The organism is Virgisporangium aliadipatigenens (assembly GCF_016863615.1).
In the GTDB taxonomy this organism is placed as follows: Bacteria; Actinomycetota; Actinomycetes; order Mycobacteriales; family Micromonosporaceae; genus Virgisporangium; species Virgisporangium aliadipatigenens.
Map to the genome: position 1 here is coordinate 1 of NZ_BOPF01000057.1, position 13313 is coordinate 13313.

At 72.1% G+C, this 13313-nt stretch carries 16 protein-coding genes; 14 read left to right on the forward strand and 2 right to left on the reverse strand.

What is annotated here, in order from left to right; translation table 11 throughout:
* The first annotated feature begins 6 nt into the window (after positions 1-6).
* The 8 genes from Val02_RS43770 to hisF are packed head-to-tail and all read left to right on the forward strand — an operon-like array spanning position 7 to position 4659.
* Positions 7-1071 (forward strand): histidinol-phosphate transaminase, encoded by a 1065-nt coding sequence (locus Val02_RS43770; RefSeq protein ID WP_203905327.1) that lies wholly within the window; start codon positions 7-9, stop codon positions 1069-1071.
* Positions 1071-1682: an imidazoleglycerol-phosphate dehydratase HisB gene (gene hisB / locus Val02_RS43775; RefSeq protein WP_203905285.1), complete on the forward strand. Its 612-nt coding sequence runs from the start codon at positions 1071-1073 to the stop codon at positions 1680-1682. Before Val02_RS43770 ends, hisB begins: the two co-directional genes overlap by 1 nt.
* A gap of 1 nt (position 1683) precedes the next feature.
* Positions 1684-1851 carry a CG2302 family histidine operon protein gene (locus Val02_RS43780; RefSeq protein ID WP_203905286.1) on the forward strand — a complete coding sequence of 56 codons (168 nt, stop codon included), beginning with the start codon at positions 1684-1686 and terminating at the stop codon, positions 1849-1851.
* Between the two features lies 1 nt (position 1852).
* A complete protein-coding gene (gene hisH / locus Val02_RS43785; protein WP_203905287.1) occupies positions 1853-2470 on the forward strand; it encodes an imidazole glycerol phosphate synthase subunit HisH in 618 nt (205 codons plus the stop codon).
* The gene (locus Val02_RS43790; protein WP_203905288.1) at positions 2463-2792 is read left to right on the forward strand and encodes a hypothetical protein; all 330 of its coding nucleotides are present in this window, start codon (positions 2463-2465) and stop codon (positions 2790-2792) included. The genes hisH and Val02_RS43790 overlap by 8 nt, the downstream gene beginning before the upstream one ends.
* Before the next feature lie 3 nt (positions 2793-2795).
* Entirely contained in the window at positions 2796-3524 is a 729-nt protein-coding gene (priA, locus tag Val02_RS43795; protein WP_203905289.1) for a bifunctional 1-(5-phosphoribosyl)-5-((5-phosphoribosylamino)methylideneamino)imidazole-4-carboxamide isomerase/phosphoribosylanthranilate isomerase PriA, read from the forward strand.
* The gene (locus tag Val02_RS43800) at positions 3521-3901 is read left to right on the forward strand and encodes a RidA family protein (protein WP_203905290.1); all 381 of its coding nucleotides are present in this window, start codon (positions 3521-3523) and stop codon (positions 3899-3901) included. The genes priA and Val02_RS43800 overlap by 4 nt, the downstream gene beginning before the upstream one ends.
* Entirely contained in the window at positions 3898-4659 is a 762-nt protein-coding gene (hisF, locus tag Val02_RS43805) for an imidazole glycerol phosphate synthase subunit HisF (protein ID WP_203905291.1), read from the forward strand. The genes Val02_RS43800 and hisF overlap by 4 nt, the downstream gene beginning before the upstream one ends.
* On the opposite strand, the gene Val02_RS43810 is transcribed toward hisF, so the two are convergent.
* Positions 4628-5539: a LysR family transcriptional regulator gene (locus tag Val02_RS43810; RefSeq protein WP_203905292.1), complete on the reverse strand. Its 912-nt coding sequence runs from the start codon at positions 5537-5539 to the stop codon at positions 4628-4630. The two genes, hisF and Val02_RS43810, sit on opposite strands and share 32 nt — an antisense overlap.
* A gap of 71 nt (positions 5540-5610) precedes the next feature.
* Here Val02_RS43810 and Val02_RS43815 point away from each other — a divergent pair, with 71 nt between their 5' ends.
* Together Val02_RS43815 and Val02_RS43820 are read left to right on the forward strand one after the other, a co-directional pair.
* Positions 5611-6612 (forward strand): EamA family transporter, encoded by a 1002-nt coding sequence (locus Val02_RS43815; RefSeq protein WP_203905293.1) that lies wholly within the window; start codon positions 5611-5613, stop codon positions 6610-6612.
* 70 nt (positions 6613-6682) lie between these two features.
* Positions 6683-8800 (forward strand): MFS transporter, encoded by a 2118-nt coding sequence (locus Val02_RS43820; RefSeq protein WP_203905294.1) that lies wholly within the window; start codon positions 6683-6685, stop codon positions 8798-8800.
* Positions 8801-8903: 103 nt separating this feature from the next.
* Here Val02_RS43820 and Val02_RS43825 read toward each other — a convergent pair whose 3' ends face one another.
* Positions 8904-9296 (reverse strand): hypothetical protein, encoded by a 393-nt coding sequence (locus tag Val02_RS43825; RefSeq protein WP_203905295.1) that lies wholly within the window; start codon positions 9294-9296, stop codon positions 8904-8906.
* 256 nt (positions 9297-9552) lie between these two features.
* Here Val02_RS43825 and Val02_RS43830 point away from each other — a divergent pair, with 256 nt between their 5' ends.
* The 4 genes from Val02_RS43830 (at position 9553) to Val02_RS43845 (ending at position 13308) form a co-directional block, all read left to right on the forward strand.
* Entirely contained in the window at positions 9553-10146 is a 594-nt protein-coding gene (locus tag Val02_RS43830) for a hypothetical protein (RefSeq protein ID WP_203905296.1), read from the forward strand.
* A gap of 108 nt (positions 10147-10254) precedes the next feature.
* The gene (locus Val02_RS43835) at positions 10255-12534 is read left to right on the forward strand and encodes a conjugal transfer protein (protein ID WP_203905297.1); all 2280 of its coding nucleotides are present in this window, start codon (positions 10255-10257) and stop codon (positions 12532-12534) included.
* Positions 12535-12568: 34 nt separating this feature from the next.
* Positions 12569-12838, forward strand: coding sequence for a hypothetical protein (locus tag Val02_RS43840; RefSeq protein ID WP_203905298.1), 270 nt, complete (start codon positions 12569-12571; stop codon positions 12836-12838).
* 80 nt (positions 12839-12918) lie between these two features.
* A complete protein-coding gene (locus tag Val02_RS43845; RefSeq protein ID WP_203905299.1) occupies positions 12919-13308 on the forward strand; it encodes a TcpE family conjugal transfer membrane protein in 390 nt (129 codons plus the stop codon).
* Positions 13309-13313: the final 5 nt, after the last annotated feature.

Here is a 13313-nt window from a genome sequence, read left to right on the forward strand (position 1 = left end):
CCCCTCATGAGCGCGCTGCCGCTGCGGCCGGAGCTGGTCGGGCTGAAGCCCTACGGGGCGCCGCAGTTGGACGTCGCGGTGCGGCTCAACACCAACGAGAACTCCTACCCGCCGCCGGAGCCGGTCGTGGCGGCGATGGAGAAGGCGCTGTCCGGGGTGCTGCGCGAGCTCAACCGGTATCCCGACCGGGACGCCGTCGCGCTGCGCGAGGACCTGGCCGCGTACCTCGGGCACGGCCTGACCGTCGCCAACACCTGGGCGGCCAACGGCTCCAACGAGGTGCAGCAGCAGCTGTTGCAGGCGTTCGGCGGGCCGGGGCGCACGGCGCTCGGGTTCACGCCGTCGTACTCGATGCACCCGCTGCTGTGCGCCGGCACGGGTACGGAGTGGATCGCCGCCCGGCGCGGCGCCGACTTCGACCTGACCCCGCAGGACGCCGTCGCGCAGGTTCGCGAGCACGATCCGGACCTGGTCTTCCTCTGCTCGCCCAACAACCCGACCGGCACCGCGCTGCCGCTCGACGTGGTGCGGGCGGTGGCGGCCGAGGCGCGCGGGATGGTGATCGTCGACGAGGCGTACGCGGAGTTCGCGCGGCCGGGTGTGCCGAGCGCGCTCAGTGTGCTGCCCGGGCACGAGCGCCTGGTCGTGACCCGGACGATGAGCAAGGCGTTCGGGTTCGCGGGCGGGCGGTTGGGCTATCTCGCGGCGGATCCGGCCGTGGTCGACGCCGTGCTGCTGGTGCGCCTGCCGTACCACCTGTCGATGCTGACGCAGGCGGCCGCCCGGGCCGCGCTGGGTCAGGCCGCGGCGCTGCTGTCCACTGTGGACGCCATCAAGGCCCAGCGCGACCGCATCGTCGCGGAACTGCGGGCGATGGGCCTGACGGTCGCCGACAGCGACGCCAACTTCGTCCTCTTCGGACGGTTCGACGATCAGGCCGCCGTGTGGAAAGCCTTGCTGGACAAGGGTGTCCTGATCCGTGACGTCGGGCTCGCCGGCTGGCTGCGGGTCACCGCCGGCGATCCCCGGGAAACCGATGCCTTCTTGACTGCGATGAGGGAAGTCCTCTAATGCGTACTGCCAAGATCGAACGTGCCACTCACGAGAGCAAGGTCCTGGTCGAACTCGACCTCGACGGCTCCGGCAAGACCGACATCTCCACCGGTGTGGGCTTCTACGACCACATGCTCGCCCAGTTGGGTAAGCACGGCGGGTTCGACCTGAAGGTGCAGACCGTCGGCGACCTGGAGGTCGACGCGCACCACACCGTCGAGGACACGGCGCTGGCCGTCGGGTCGGCGTTCGCGGAGGCGCTCGGCAGCAAGGCGGGGCTGACCCGCTTCGGCGACGCGCTGGTGCCGCTGGACGAGGTGCTCGTGCAGGCGTCGGTCGACCTCTCCGGCCGGCCGTACGTGGTGCACGACGAGCCGACGAACATCGCCCCGTACATCGGGCCGATCTACCCGACGTCGCTGACACGGCACATCTGGGAGTCGTTCGGGCACACGGCGAGGATCACGCTGCACGTGAGTGTGCTGCGGGCGTCCCGGCCGGGGGCGCAGCCGGACGCGCACCACGTGGTGGAGGCGCAGTTCAAGGCCGTCGCGCGGGCGCTGCGGGTGGCGTGCGCGGTGGATCCCCGCAACGCCGGCCAGATCCCCAGCACCAAGGGCGTGCTGTGACATGAGTGTGTTTCCGATTGTGCTTTTCGGGCTCGCGGGCGTACTGCTCGGCGGGGCCTGGTCGTTGAAGCGGCAGGGAGCACCGATCACCGCCTCGGCGCTGCTCGGTGTGCTCGCCGTGATGGCGGCGGCGGCGGGTGTGCTGCGGCTGTCGCTCGGAGGTGAATGAGATGACCGGGCCGCGCGTGGTCGTGCTCGACTACGGTTCCGGCAACCTGCGCTCCGCCGAGCGTGCGCTGGAGCGGGCGGGCGCCGACGTCACGGTCACCCCCGACCTGGACCTCGCGTCCCGGGCCGACGGGCTGGTCGTTCCGGGCGTCGGGGCGTTCGCGGCGGTGATGGCCGGCATCGACGGGATCGGGGCCGGGCCGGTGATCACCGACCGGGTGCGCGCCGGGTCGCCGGTGCTCGGGATCTGCGTGGGCATGCAGGTGATGTTCGACGGCGGGGACGAGCACGGGGTGGTCACCAAGGGGCTCGGTCTCGTCCCCGGGACGGTTTCCCTGTTGAACGCCCCCGTGGTGCCGCACATGGGGTGGAACACCGTCGAGTGGCCGGCGGAGTCGCGCTTCGGCGCCGGCGTCGCGGGGGACACCCGCTTCTACTTCGTGCACTCCTACGCGGCGCGGCCGATCCCGGGTGTCCCCGGCGCCGCGGTCACCACGCACGGGGAGCCGTTCGTGGCGGCGTTCGAGAGCGGATCGTTGTGGGCCACCCAGTTCCACCCGGAGAAGTCCGGGGACGCGGGCGCCCGCATCCTGAAAAACTGGGTCGACAGCCTTGGCTAAAGAGCGCGCGATCCGTCGGGCGGCCCGGCTCGCCGAGGCCGAGAAGACGCGGGCCGCCCGCGAACGGCAACAGCGGCGCCGCGCCTCCCGGCGGACCCTCGCCCGGAAGGCGCGGGCGCTCGTGCCGAAGCCGCGCCGCGCGGGCCGGCTGTACGCGCGGCGTTCGCGCAGCCAGCGGGCCGCCATCGTGATGGCGTCGGTCGCTGTGCTGGTATTGGTCTGGTACCTGGTCGACTCGTTGCCGACCCGCATCGGTCTGACCGTTCTCGTGGCGGTGGCCGCACCCGCCCTCATCGTTATCAGTTTTGACCGGAGGATCTGAGCCGTGACACTGCAGTTGCTTCCCGCCGTCGACGTGGCCGACGGGCAGGCGGTCCGCCTCGTGCAGGGGGCCGCCGGTTCGGAGACGGTGTACGGCGATCCGCTCGAGGCCGCGCTCGCCTGGCAGCGGGACGGGGCCGAGTGGATCCACCTCGTCGACCTCGACGCCGCGTTCGGCCGCGGCTCCAACCACGAGCAGCTCGCCGAGGTGGTGCGCAAGCTCGACGTCGCCGTGGAACTCTCCGGCGGCATCCGCGACGAGGACACCCTGCTGCGCGCGTTGGCCACCGGCGCCGCCCGGGTCAACATCGGCACCGCCGCCCTGGAGAACCCGCAGTGGTGCGACTACGTCTGCGGCCGCTTCGGCGACAAGGTCGCGGTCGGGTTGGACGTGCGCGGCGAGACGCTGTCGGCGCGCGGCTGGACCAAGGACGGCGGCAACCTCTTCGACGTCCTCGAACGCCTCGAACTCGCCGGCTGCCAGCGGTACGTGGTGACCGACGTGCAGCGCGACGGCACGCTGACCGGGCCGAACGTCACGCTGCTGCTGCAGGTGTGCGAGCGCACCGACAAGCCGGTGATCGCCAGCGGCGGGGTGTCCAAACTGGACGACCTGCGGGCGTTGGCGTCGCTGGAGCCGGTCGGTGTCGAGGGTGTGATCGTCGGGAAGGCGTTGTACGCCGGTGCTTTCACCGTGGCCGAGGCGCTGCACACCCTGCGCAACCTGACGTGATCGAACGCTTCGGCTCGGGCGGTCCCTACGAGGACGTCATCGGGTACTGCCGGGTCGTGAAGGCGGGACCGTTCCTGCTGACCGCGGGGTGTACGTCCACTGTGGACGGTCGGGTGACGCATCCGGGCGATCCGGCGGGGCAGGCGCGCGAGGCGTTCACGGTCGCGTTGACCGCCCTGGCGCGGGCCGGTGCCGCTCCCGGGGACGTGGTGCGCACGCGCATGTACATCACGGACCGGGCGCACGCCGATGCGGTGGGCGCCGTGCACGCGGAGTTCTTCCGGGAGGTGAAGCCGGTCGCGTCGATGTTCGTGGTGTCCGGGTTCATCGATCCGGCGATGCTTTTCGAGGTCGAGGTGGAGGCGTACAAATCGTGAGCGTTGCCGTTCGCGTCATTCCGTGCCTGGACGTCGATGCGGGGCGGGTCGTGAAGGGGGTCAACTTCGTCGACCTCCGCGACGCCGGCGATCCGGTCGAACTCGCCGCCGCGTACGACGCCGCCGGCGCGGACGAGTTGGTGTTCCTCGACGTCACCGCCTCCTCGTCGGGGCGGGCGACGATGCTGGACGTGGTGCGCCGCACGGCCGAGAGCGTGTTCATCCCGCTGACCGTGGGCGGTGGCGTGCGCAGTGTGTCCGATGTGGACACTCTGCTGCGGGCCGGTGCGGACAAGGTCGGCGTCAACACGGCGGCGATCGCCCGGCCCGAACTCATCTCCGAGATCGCCGAGCGCTTCGGGCGCCAGGTGCTGGTGCTCTCGCTCGACGTGCGGCGTTCCGTGGAGCAGCCGAGCGGGTTCGAGGTGACGACGCACGGGGGCCGGCGCGGTGCCGGGCTCGACGCGATCGAGTGGGCCCGCCGGGGCGCCGAACTGGGCGCCGGCGAGATCCTGCTCAACTCGATGGACCGGGACGGGACGAAGGACGGGTTCGACCTCGAACTCATCACGCTCGTGCGCGCGGCCGTCACGATCCCGGTGATCGCCTCGGGTGGTGCCGGTGCGCCGGAACACTTCCCGCCGGCCGTCGACGCCGGCGCGGACGCCGTTCTCGCGGCGAGCGTGTTCCACTTCGGCGAACTGTCCATTGTGGACGTCAAGCGCACTATGCGGGCTGCGGGACAGCTCGTGCGCTGAGGTCGTTCCACGAGGAGATCAGTGCGGAGAGGGTGGCCGAGACCGCCGGTCTGGGCTGCGAAGCGCGGCGCCAGGCGAGGAGCACGCGGCGGCGGGCCGGCGGCGTCACCTCGCGCACGACCACCCCGTCCGGCAGGTCGGTGCGGGCCAGCCGCGGCACGAAAGCGACCCCCAACCCGGCGGCGACCAGCGTCAGCTGCGTCTCGAACTCGGCCACCAGGTAATCGGGAGAGACGCCGGGGACCGCGCGCAGCAGCCACTCGTGACAGACCGAGCCGGGTATCGCGCCGATCCACCGCTCGTCGGCCAGCTCCGCCAGCCGGAACGGGCCGCTCGCGAGGCGGTGTCCGGCCGGCACGACCAGGTCGGCGGTGTCGTGTCCCAGCTCCCGGTGGGCGATCTCGTCCGGCAGCGCCACCGGGATCTCCGGCCACTCGTCCAGCACCGCCACGTCGACCGTGCCGCGCCGCAGCGCCTCCACCATCAGGTCCCGGTCCGCCTCCAGCAGCCCCGGCCGCAACTCCGGGTGATCGGTCGCCAGCTTCTTCAGGGTGAACGGCATGAGCCCCCGGCACGCGGTCGGGAAGGACGCCACGGTGACCCGTCCCGACACGGAGCCGTGATGCGCGGCGAGGGCCGCCTCGGCCGCCTCGACCGCGCTCAGCACACGCGTGCCGTGCTCGACCAGGACCCGCCCGGCCTCGGTGAGCCGGATGCCCCGCCCCTCCCGCATGACCAGCGTCGAACGGGTCTCCCGCTCCAGCTTGGCCAGGTGCTGCGAGACCGCCGACGGGGTGCAGCGCAGGGCGGCCGCGGCCGCGGTGACGGTCCCGTGGCCCGCGACGGCGCACAGCGCCCGGAGCCTGCCCAGCTCGATCATTCAGTGATGCTAACAAGCGCATTCATTTCTTTTCGATAGTGCTTCACGGTTTTCCGGTCGACCCTGGACCCGTGAGAACTCGGGACGTGATGCTCGCGGTCGTCGTGGCGGCCGTGTGGGGACTGAACTTCGTGGTGATCGCGGTGGGGCTGGACACGATGCCGCCGCTGCTGTTCGTGGCGCTGCGCTTCGGCGCGTGTGCGATACCGGCGGTGTTCTTCGTGGGGCGGCCCACGGTGCCGCTGCGGTGGATCGTGGCCGTCGCGATGTCCCTCGCGGTGGTGAAGTTCTCGCTGCTGTTCGCCGGGATGGCGGCCGGGATGCCGGCCGGGGTGTCCGCGCTGGTGCTGCAGAGCCAGGCCGTTTTCAGCGCCGCTCTCGCGTTCGTGTTGCTTCGCGAACGGCCGACCGCGCGTGCCGTGCTCGGTCTGGTCCTCGCCGCGGGCGGTCTGGTCCTCGTCGGCTTCGGCTCCTCGGTGGGGCCGCTCTCGGGGTTCGTGCTCGTGGTGTGTGCCGGGGCGGCGTGGGGAGTGGCCAATGTGGCCATGCGCAAGGCGGCCGCCACCGACCTGCTGAACTTCATGGTCTGGGTCAGCGTCGTGGCCACCCCGGTACTCATCGTGTTGTCCCTGGCCGTCGAGGGCCCGTCAGTGGTATGGACCGAGGTGAGATCCCTGTCTCTTGTCGCCGTCGGCGCGGTGGCGTACGTGGCGTATCTGTCGACGCTTTTCGCGTTCGGTGTGTGGGCAGCGTTGCTGCGTCGCTACGGAGCGGCGACGGTGGCGCCCTTCGCGATGCTCGCACCGGTGTTCGCACTGGTGTCGGCGGCCATCCTTCTGGGTGAACGGCTCACCGGCACCGAGCTTGCCGGGGGTGGTGCGGTGCTGGTCGGAGTGTTGTTGGGCGCCGGTAGGAGGCGCGCGGCAGGTACCGTAGCCGTGCTGGGCGGCGAGGAGGTATCCGCATGTGTCGACGGGAGTCGAGGTGACCACGCCGCCGCAACGTCCCCCCGATCCGGAGGGCCGACGGGCCCGGCGCGGATCCGCGCAACCGCGGGGCGACCAGCCGCCTGAACAGCCACCCGCCGGTGGGCGCTCGCGCACGCCGGGCACCCAGAGCGGGGGATGGCAGCGCACGCCCGAGGTGACGCCGGTCGACCGGTCCACCGGTGGCGGCTGGGGGCGGGCCGACCTGCCGACATTTCCGTCGCAGCCGCACGGGCGGGAGCCGTTGCGGGCGCGACTGCGCAGGACGGCGGATCGACGGGCCCAGCAGAACGCCGCGCCGCCGCAGGGCGGTGAGGCGCATCCCGCCGGTGATCCTTCGCGTGCTCCCTCGCCCGGGCCTCGTGGCGGTGGGCCGGCCGGTGGCTCTTCGCGGGACGGGCGGCGGGACTCCGGGTCGGGCGCCGGTGGCGCCGCACGGGGCTCCCGGGGGGACGGGCTCTACGACAGTGCGGCCCCGGCCGGTGCCCAGCGCGGGCGCGACGGCGGTGGCCCGCCGGCCGGAAACGGCCGGCCGCGCTCCGGCGGGGCCGTGCCGTCGAGCGTGCGCTACTCCGACCGCGCCCCGACGGTGGATCCCGACCGCACGCCCGCGCTCGGCACCGGCCGCGGACCGGTCGGCGCACCCGACGCGGGCCGGCGCGGTTCCCGACGCGAGGACGCGCCGCGCGGCGACGGCCTGTACAGCGCCGGTCCGCGCAGCGGGGGACCACGGCCCGACCGCGGCCGCCGCGACGCTCAGCAGCCCGGCGCCGACGGGCGTTCCGGCGGGCGGCGTCCCGCTCCGGCGCCCCGACAGGCCCACGGCCGGCCGCCCCCGCCCGACGTCGAGACCGCCGACACGGTGCCGCTGCGCACCGTCAACGCCGCGTCGGCCGTCGACCGCACCAGCGTGATCCCCCTGGAGACCGACCGCACGCTGCGCATCGACACCTCCGTGCCGGGCGCGCCGACCGCGCATCCGCGCAACCCGAACGTCCGCACCGTGCCGCGCCAGGGATCCAACCGGCTGCCGCCGATGCGCGAGCCCACGATGCCGTGGGAGTTCCACGAGCCGGCGCCGGACGAGAACGGCCGCTCCGCACCACGGCCGCGGCAGCCCGAGGCGCCGTCGAAACCGCCCGCGCCGCAGGAGCCGTTCTGGCCGGTGCTGACCCGGCTCTTCCTGGCGGTGCTGATCGCGTTCACCGGGCTGGGGGTGGTGATCCCGGCGATCCCGCCGTACGTCCTGGACGAACTGGGCGGCTCGGCGTTCCTGGTCGGTGTGGCGTTCGCGCTGTCCGGGTTCGTGGCGCTGCTGGTCCGGCCGTACGCGGGGCAGTTCGCGCAGCGGTGGGGCAGCCGTCGGGTCATGTTCGTCGGCATCCTCGTCGCGGTGCTCTGCGGCGCCCTGTACGCGGCGCCGTTCGGGCTGGCCGCGCTGTTCGGCGCCCGCCTGGTCATGGGGCTGGCCGAGTCCGCCATCTTCACGGCCGGTTCGGTGCGGGTCGTCGCCGTCGCGCCGGCCGACCGTCGGGGGCAGCTCGTCGGCTACTACGGGCTGGCGATGTGGGGCGGCTGGACGCTCGGGCCGGTCCTCGGGACGTTCCTGCTCGGCTTCGGCGGCTACCGGTTGGTGTGGGCCGCGGCGGTGGCTCTGCCGGTGTTCGCGGCGGCGGTGTTGCTGACGATGTCGGCCGACCGGCCGATCGGCGGGGCGGTGTCCCGTCGCCTGGTGCCGGCGGCCGTGGTGGTGCCGGGCACCGCGATCCTGCTCGCGGCTTTCGGGTACTCGGCGCTGACCGGGTTCGTGGTGCTGCACCTGGACGCCAAGGGGATCACCGACGGGGCCTCGATCATCGGGGTGTTCGGCGTGGTCTACGTGTCGGTGCGCATCGTCGCGGGGCGGCTGCCGGACCGGGTCGGGCCGGGGATAGTGGCCGCGTTCTGCGGGGTCGGCGAGGCCACCGGCCTGGTGATCCTCGGTACCGCGCAGACGTGGATCCAGGCGGCGATCGGCGCGGCCGTGCTGGGCGCCGGCTTCACGCTGCTGTATCCGGCGTTGGCCCTGCTGGTGATCCGCCGTTCGAAGCCGGCCGAGCAGGGCGCGGCGCTCGGGGCGTACACGTCGTTCTGGGACCTGGGGCTCGGGGTGGCCGGGTTGATCGGCGGCGCCATCGCGCTCGTGGGGTATCCGTACGTGTTCTACTTCGCGGCCGGGTGCGCGTTGCTGACGATGTTCGCCGGGGTGTTGAGCCGTGGGCCGAAACCCGAATAACGATCGTGAATTCTCGTAACCGCCGTTAGGCATCGGCATTTTTTCGGCGATTCGACCGGCAGCTTTCCGGCGCTTTTCGAATACGACTTCGGACAGATATCGTTCAGTTGCCCGGGGTGACGGACGGCGGCGCGGACTGGCCCGACGGGGACGCCCCGGAGGGGGAGACGCCCGAGGGTGTGAGGCTCTCGGAGGGCACCGGACTGCCGCCCGGACCCCACGGTGAAACGGGTGTGCCGCGCGAGCCGTACATCACCCCGCCCAGCACCACGCCACCGAAGACCAGCATCACGCCGAGGATCGCCGCGTAGGTCAGCAACCCGCTGCGTACCTGCGTAGGGCGCCACCACTCGACCGGTGCGGTCTCGTCGAGCACCAACTGCACGCCGCGGCCGCGCCGCTCGGCGACGGTGACCGTGCTGCCGACCCGGATGCCCGGCCGGTACGGCACCTGGAACTGCTCCTCCCGGAGTCCGTCGTCCGTCTCGTACTCCACGCGGAGCCGGAGATGTTTGGAAGCCCTGCCGTCGCCGGCGCGTAACCACACCGGGCGGGCGGACAGTACTACCCCCGTTGACTCGTTCATCTGCTAGGTCCCTCACGAGACATCGATGCAGGTAGGCTAACGCACCCGTCGATATTGATATGCTGGCGTCTTTGAATACCCATGTTATGGTGGCGTCTCCATAGACCATCGGCACGGGGGCTCGGTTGTGGCTGGAGGTTCGCTGCGCGCTGCGCAGCGCTCATTCTTGGGTAGGCTCTACGGCCACTCGGCCGGGGGTGCATTCGTTCTCGGCAATGTTCCACCCCAGACGCAGGCCCAATACGAGCGGATCTGGGAGCAGGTGCGCCGGGGCAAGCGGGTGCTCGCCATCGGCTCCGGCCTCGTCTTCCTCGCGCTGCTCGTCGCAACGTTCCGCGATGTCGTCGGTTGGACGTCGTGGCTCATCCTCGTCGCCCTCCTTGTCCTATGTGGACTGTTCCACGTCGCCGACGTCCGGATGGCCAACCGGCCGCCGGGCACGGTCGAGGTGCCCGAGGACCTCGTCGACGACATCGTCGGCATGCAGGAGACCCGCGACGACATCATCGCCTTCGGCGGCGAGCGGTTGGATTCCGCGGAGTTCGAGCAGGTGGTCAATGCCGTGTCGGACAGCGTCGCGGCGAGCGTAGACGCGGCCGGCGAGGTGCTCGCGTGCGAACGCACCGGCGACCTACGCCGCGCCGACGCGCTCCGCGCGGACATCCATACCCGGCTGGGCCAGATGGCGGAGGTCCGGCGACACCTGTTCGACGACGGCGCTTACACGGCTGACAGTCAGCAACAGGCCGACCCGAGCTAAAAGCACTGACGGACGGCAATACTTCACCTGAGAGGCACCGCGGCGTCCCCGGGACGCCCGGCGAGCGAACGGTTTCAGCGCCAGGCCAGGTAATGCACGGGGGAGAAAATGAGCCAGTACGACCAGGGTGAGGTCGTGGGCGCCGCACATCCGGACGTCCCACGGGAGCCCGTCGACGCTGGAGCACCGGGCACGCAGGTACCGCCTACGGGACGGGCCCGCCCGGTCTCCGTCGAGGGCCCGGACGTCGTGACAGCGGCGCGACCCACCGTCCAGACGCATCACGTCGGCACGACCTACCGTTCCACGCAGACCAACGAGACCGACGCTGCGCCGGCCAACGGCGGCGGGTCGGAGCCGCCGCCCGCGCGGTTCCTCGCGCCGCGCGACGTGGCCAACGACCCGGCCGCGCAGGCCGGGGGCGCGGACCCGTCGGGCGGCACCGTGTCGCCGTCGTGGCGTTCGGCGCCGAGCCCGTCCGCGCCGGTGCCGATCTGGCAGTCGACGCACACGTCCGGGCAGGCGACGCCGACGTATCCGCAGCCCGGCCTCACGCCGGCGCAGCAGGCGGCCGGACAGGCGGCGGCGCAGCAGGCCGCGGCCCAGCACGCCGCGGTGCACCTGCCCGCGTCGGAGCAGACGGTCAACCACGGCACCGCGAATCAGCAGGCCGCCGCCGCGCAGCAGACGGTCAACCACGCCGCCGCGGGCCAGCAGGCGGGGCACGGGGCGCCGCAGCAGGCGGCGTACGCGCCGACGTCCGCGCCGCCCGGCCCGCACCCGCCGACGTGGAACCCCACCGTCGACCCGGCGTCGCAGGCCCAGCAGCAGGCCGGTTGGGGCACATCCGCCCACCAGGTCTCGGCCGCGCCGTCGCCGGCCGCGTACCCGGTGTCCGCCGCGCCGTCGCAGACGGCTTACGCGCCGCCGGCCACGGCCTATCCGCCCGCGGCGCCGCAGGTGCCCGTTCAGCCGCCGGCGCCGCAGTATCCGCCGCCGGTGGAGCAGCCGCCGACCCGGCCGCCGACGCCGCCGTACCGGCCGCCGGCGAAGCAGCCGCAGGGCGGGCGTTCGGGTCCCTACGTCGCCGGTTCCGGCCAGGGCGGGGGGCCGTCGGGTCGTTCGGCCGACCGGTCGGCGCCGCCCGGCAAGGCGCAGCCGGCCAAGCGCCTGACCCGCAAGGAGCGCAAGCAGCAGAAGAAGGACGCCGCGACGGCGGCGAAGGCCGGCCGTCGACCGTCCACTTCGGACAGTCGGGTCCCGCCGGACGCGAGCCTCGAGGCGCGCCTCGACGCGACGCGTGGCGCCTCGGCCGAGGCGGGTCGCGACTTCGTCATCGAGAACGGCACGGTCGAGCCGGCCGGCCAGGGGCGCAAGAAGCGCAAGCGGTCCCGCCTCGCGGGCGGGCGCTGGAAGCGGCTGGCGCTGCTGACCGCCATGGTGATCGCGCTGCTGGTGCTGATCGTCAACGGCGTGTACCGGTTGACCGGCAAGGCGTTGTACGACCCGCCGAAGCCGGCCGCCGGTGCGAACTATCCGGCGACGGCCGCCGGCGGATACGCCGCCCGGTTCGCCAGCGCGTATCTCAACTGGGACGAGAAGAACACGACGGCGCGGGCGAACGAACTGAAGATGTTCTTCCCCGACGCGACCGACGCGCAGCTCGGCTGGGACAGCAAGGGGGTTCAGCGGGTCAACGGACAGCCCGTGGTGGCCGGGGTGACCGCCAAGGACGACAGCCACGGCATCGTGCACATCGCCGCGTTCCTGACGCCCGGCGGTTGGACGTGCATGGATGTCTCGGTCTACTCCGCCGACAAGGGAAAGGCGTTTGCCATCACGGCCTACGCTGCGTTCGTAGCGTGTCCGCCGGTCGCGGGGGTGGAGGTTCCGCTGGACACGCGCGAGGCGGACGGTGCGCTCGCATCGGTGCTGACGCCCACGTTGGACACGTTCTTCCGGGCGTACGGCAGCTCCAGTTCCGAGCTGGCGCAGGTCATCACCGAGGACTCGGGCATCTACGGGCTGCACGGCACGGTGTCCTTCGTGGACATGCCGCAGCTGTTCGTCCCGGTCGTCGAGGAGCGGGAGGACGGCACCGTTCGCGAGGCGGAGGTGCGGGTCCGGTGGCGCCTGCCGTCCGGCGGCACCCTGCTGCAGGGATACCGGCTCACCATGCGCCAGATCGGCGGCCGGTGGTTCGTGCAGCGGATCGAGGGTGGCGTCGACACCGCCGACGTCGCACCGGCCAAGGGCGGGGCACCGCAGCCGTCGCCCCAACCGACCAATTCCGTTCCGGCGTCACCGAAGCCTTCCGGCTCGGCGCAGACGTCGGGGGCGGCCTCCCCCAACCCATCGGGGTCGGCGGCGTCGCAGTCGACCGAATAAAGCAGCGCACTGAACGTTTGTTGGAGGAAAGAAAATGCTTCACGAGGTCATGAGCGTCGTGGCCGAGCCGACAGTGCTCGCGGCCACGGGTCAGTCGATCGCCAACGAGCTGAAGGCCTTCGTCGCGCCGATCGCGGCGGTACTCGTCGGTGCCTTCGGACTGAAGTACCTGTTCGGCGAGGAGAAGTCGCTCGCCGGGTTCATCGGATTCCTGTTCCTGGGCGCGTTCGTCTACGCGCTGATCCAGTGGGGCGACACGATCCTGAAGTCGCTCGGCGGGATCATCAACACGATCCTGTCCTGACCGTCCATTGTGGACACCGCGGTGCCGGAACGCCGGCACCGCGGCCCGCGCGACGCCCACCGGCGAAGGAGGTGTGACAGTTGCTGGTACGTACCTACACCCATGCATGGAACATGCGGGTACGCATCTACGCGTTCGACGACGTGCGGTTGCCGCTGCGCAACGGCGTGAGCGTCCCGCAGCTGCTCGCGGGCATCGGCGCCGCCATCATCTGGGTGCCGCTGTGCCTGCTGGTGGACGTCGGCCAGTTCATCGAGAACGCCGGTCTGGCGTTTCTCGCCTACGTCGGCCCGCCCGTCTTCGTGATGCTGCAGGCCGACCGGCCGGTGGCGCACGAGAAGACCATCGAGGAAGTGCTCGGCTCGATGGTGGCGCGGGCCGGTGAACCGAAGACGCTGAGCGCGCTGGCGGCGGCCGAGCCCACCCGGCCGGTGATGCTGACCGCGAGCCGGTGGATTCCGGACCGGTAGGGGGA

Bases quoted from the DNA above. Each gene is read 5' to 3' on its own strand.
- Val02_RS43770 (WP_203905327.1), top strand. From the start codon at position 7: ATGAGCGCGCTGCCGCTGCGGCCGGAGCTGGTCGGGCTGAAGCCCTAC.
- hisB (WP_203905285.1), top strand. From the start codon at position 1,071: ATGCGTACTGCCAAGATCGAACGTGCCACTCACGAGAGCAAGGTCCTG.
- Val02_RS43780 (WP_203905286.1), top strand. From the start codon at position 1,684: ATGAGTGTGTTTCCGATTGTGCTTTTCGGGCTCGCGGGCGTACTGCTC.
- hisH (WP_203905287.1), top strand. From the start codon at position 1,853: ATGACCGGGCCGCGCGTGGTCGTGCTCGACTACGGTTCCGGCAACCTG.
- Val02_RS43810 (WP_203905292.1), bottom strand. From the start codon at position 5,539: ATGATCGAGCTGGGCAGGCTCCGGGCGCTGTGCGCCGTCGCGGGCCAC.
- Val02_RS43835 (WP_203905297.1), top strand. From the start codon at position 10,255: ATGAGCCAGTACGACCAGGGTGAGGTCGTGGGCGCCGCACATCCGGAC.
- Val02_RS43840 (WP_203905298.1), top strand. From the start codon at position 12,569: ATGCTTCACGAGGTCATGAGCGTCGTGGCCGAGCCGACAGTGCTCGCG.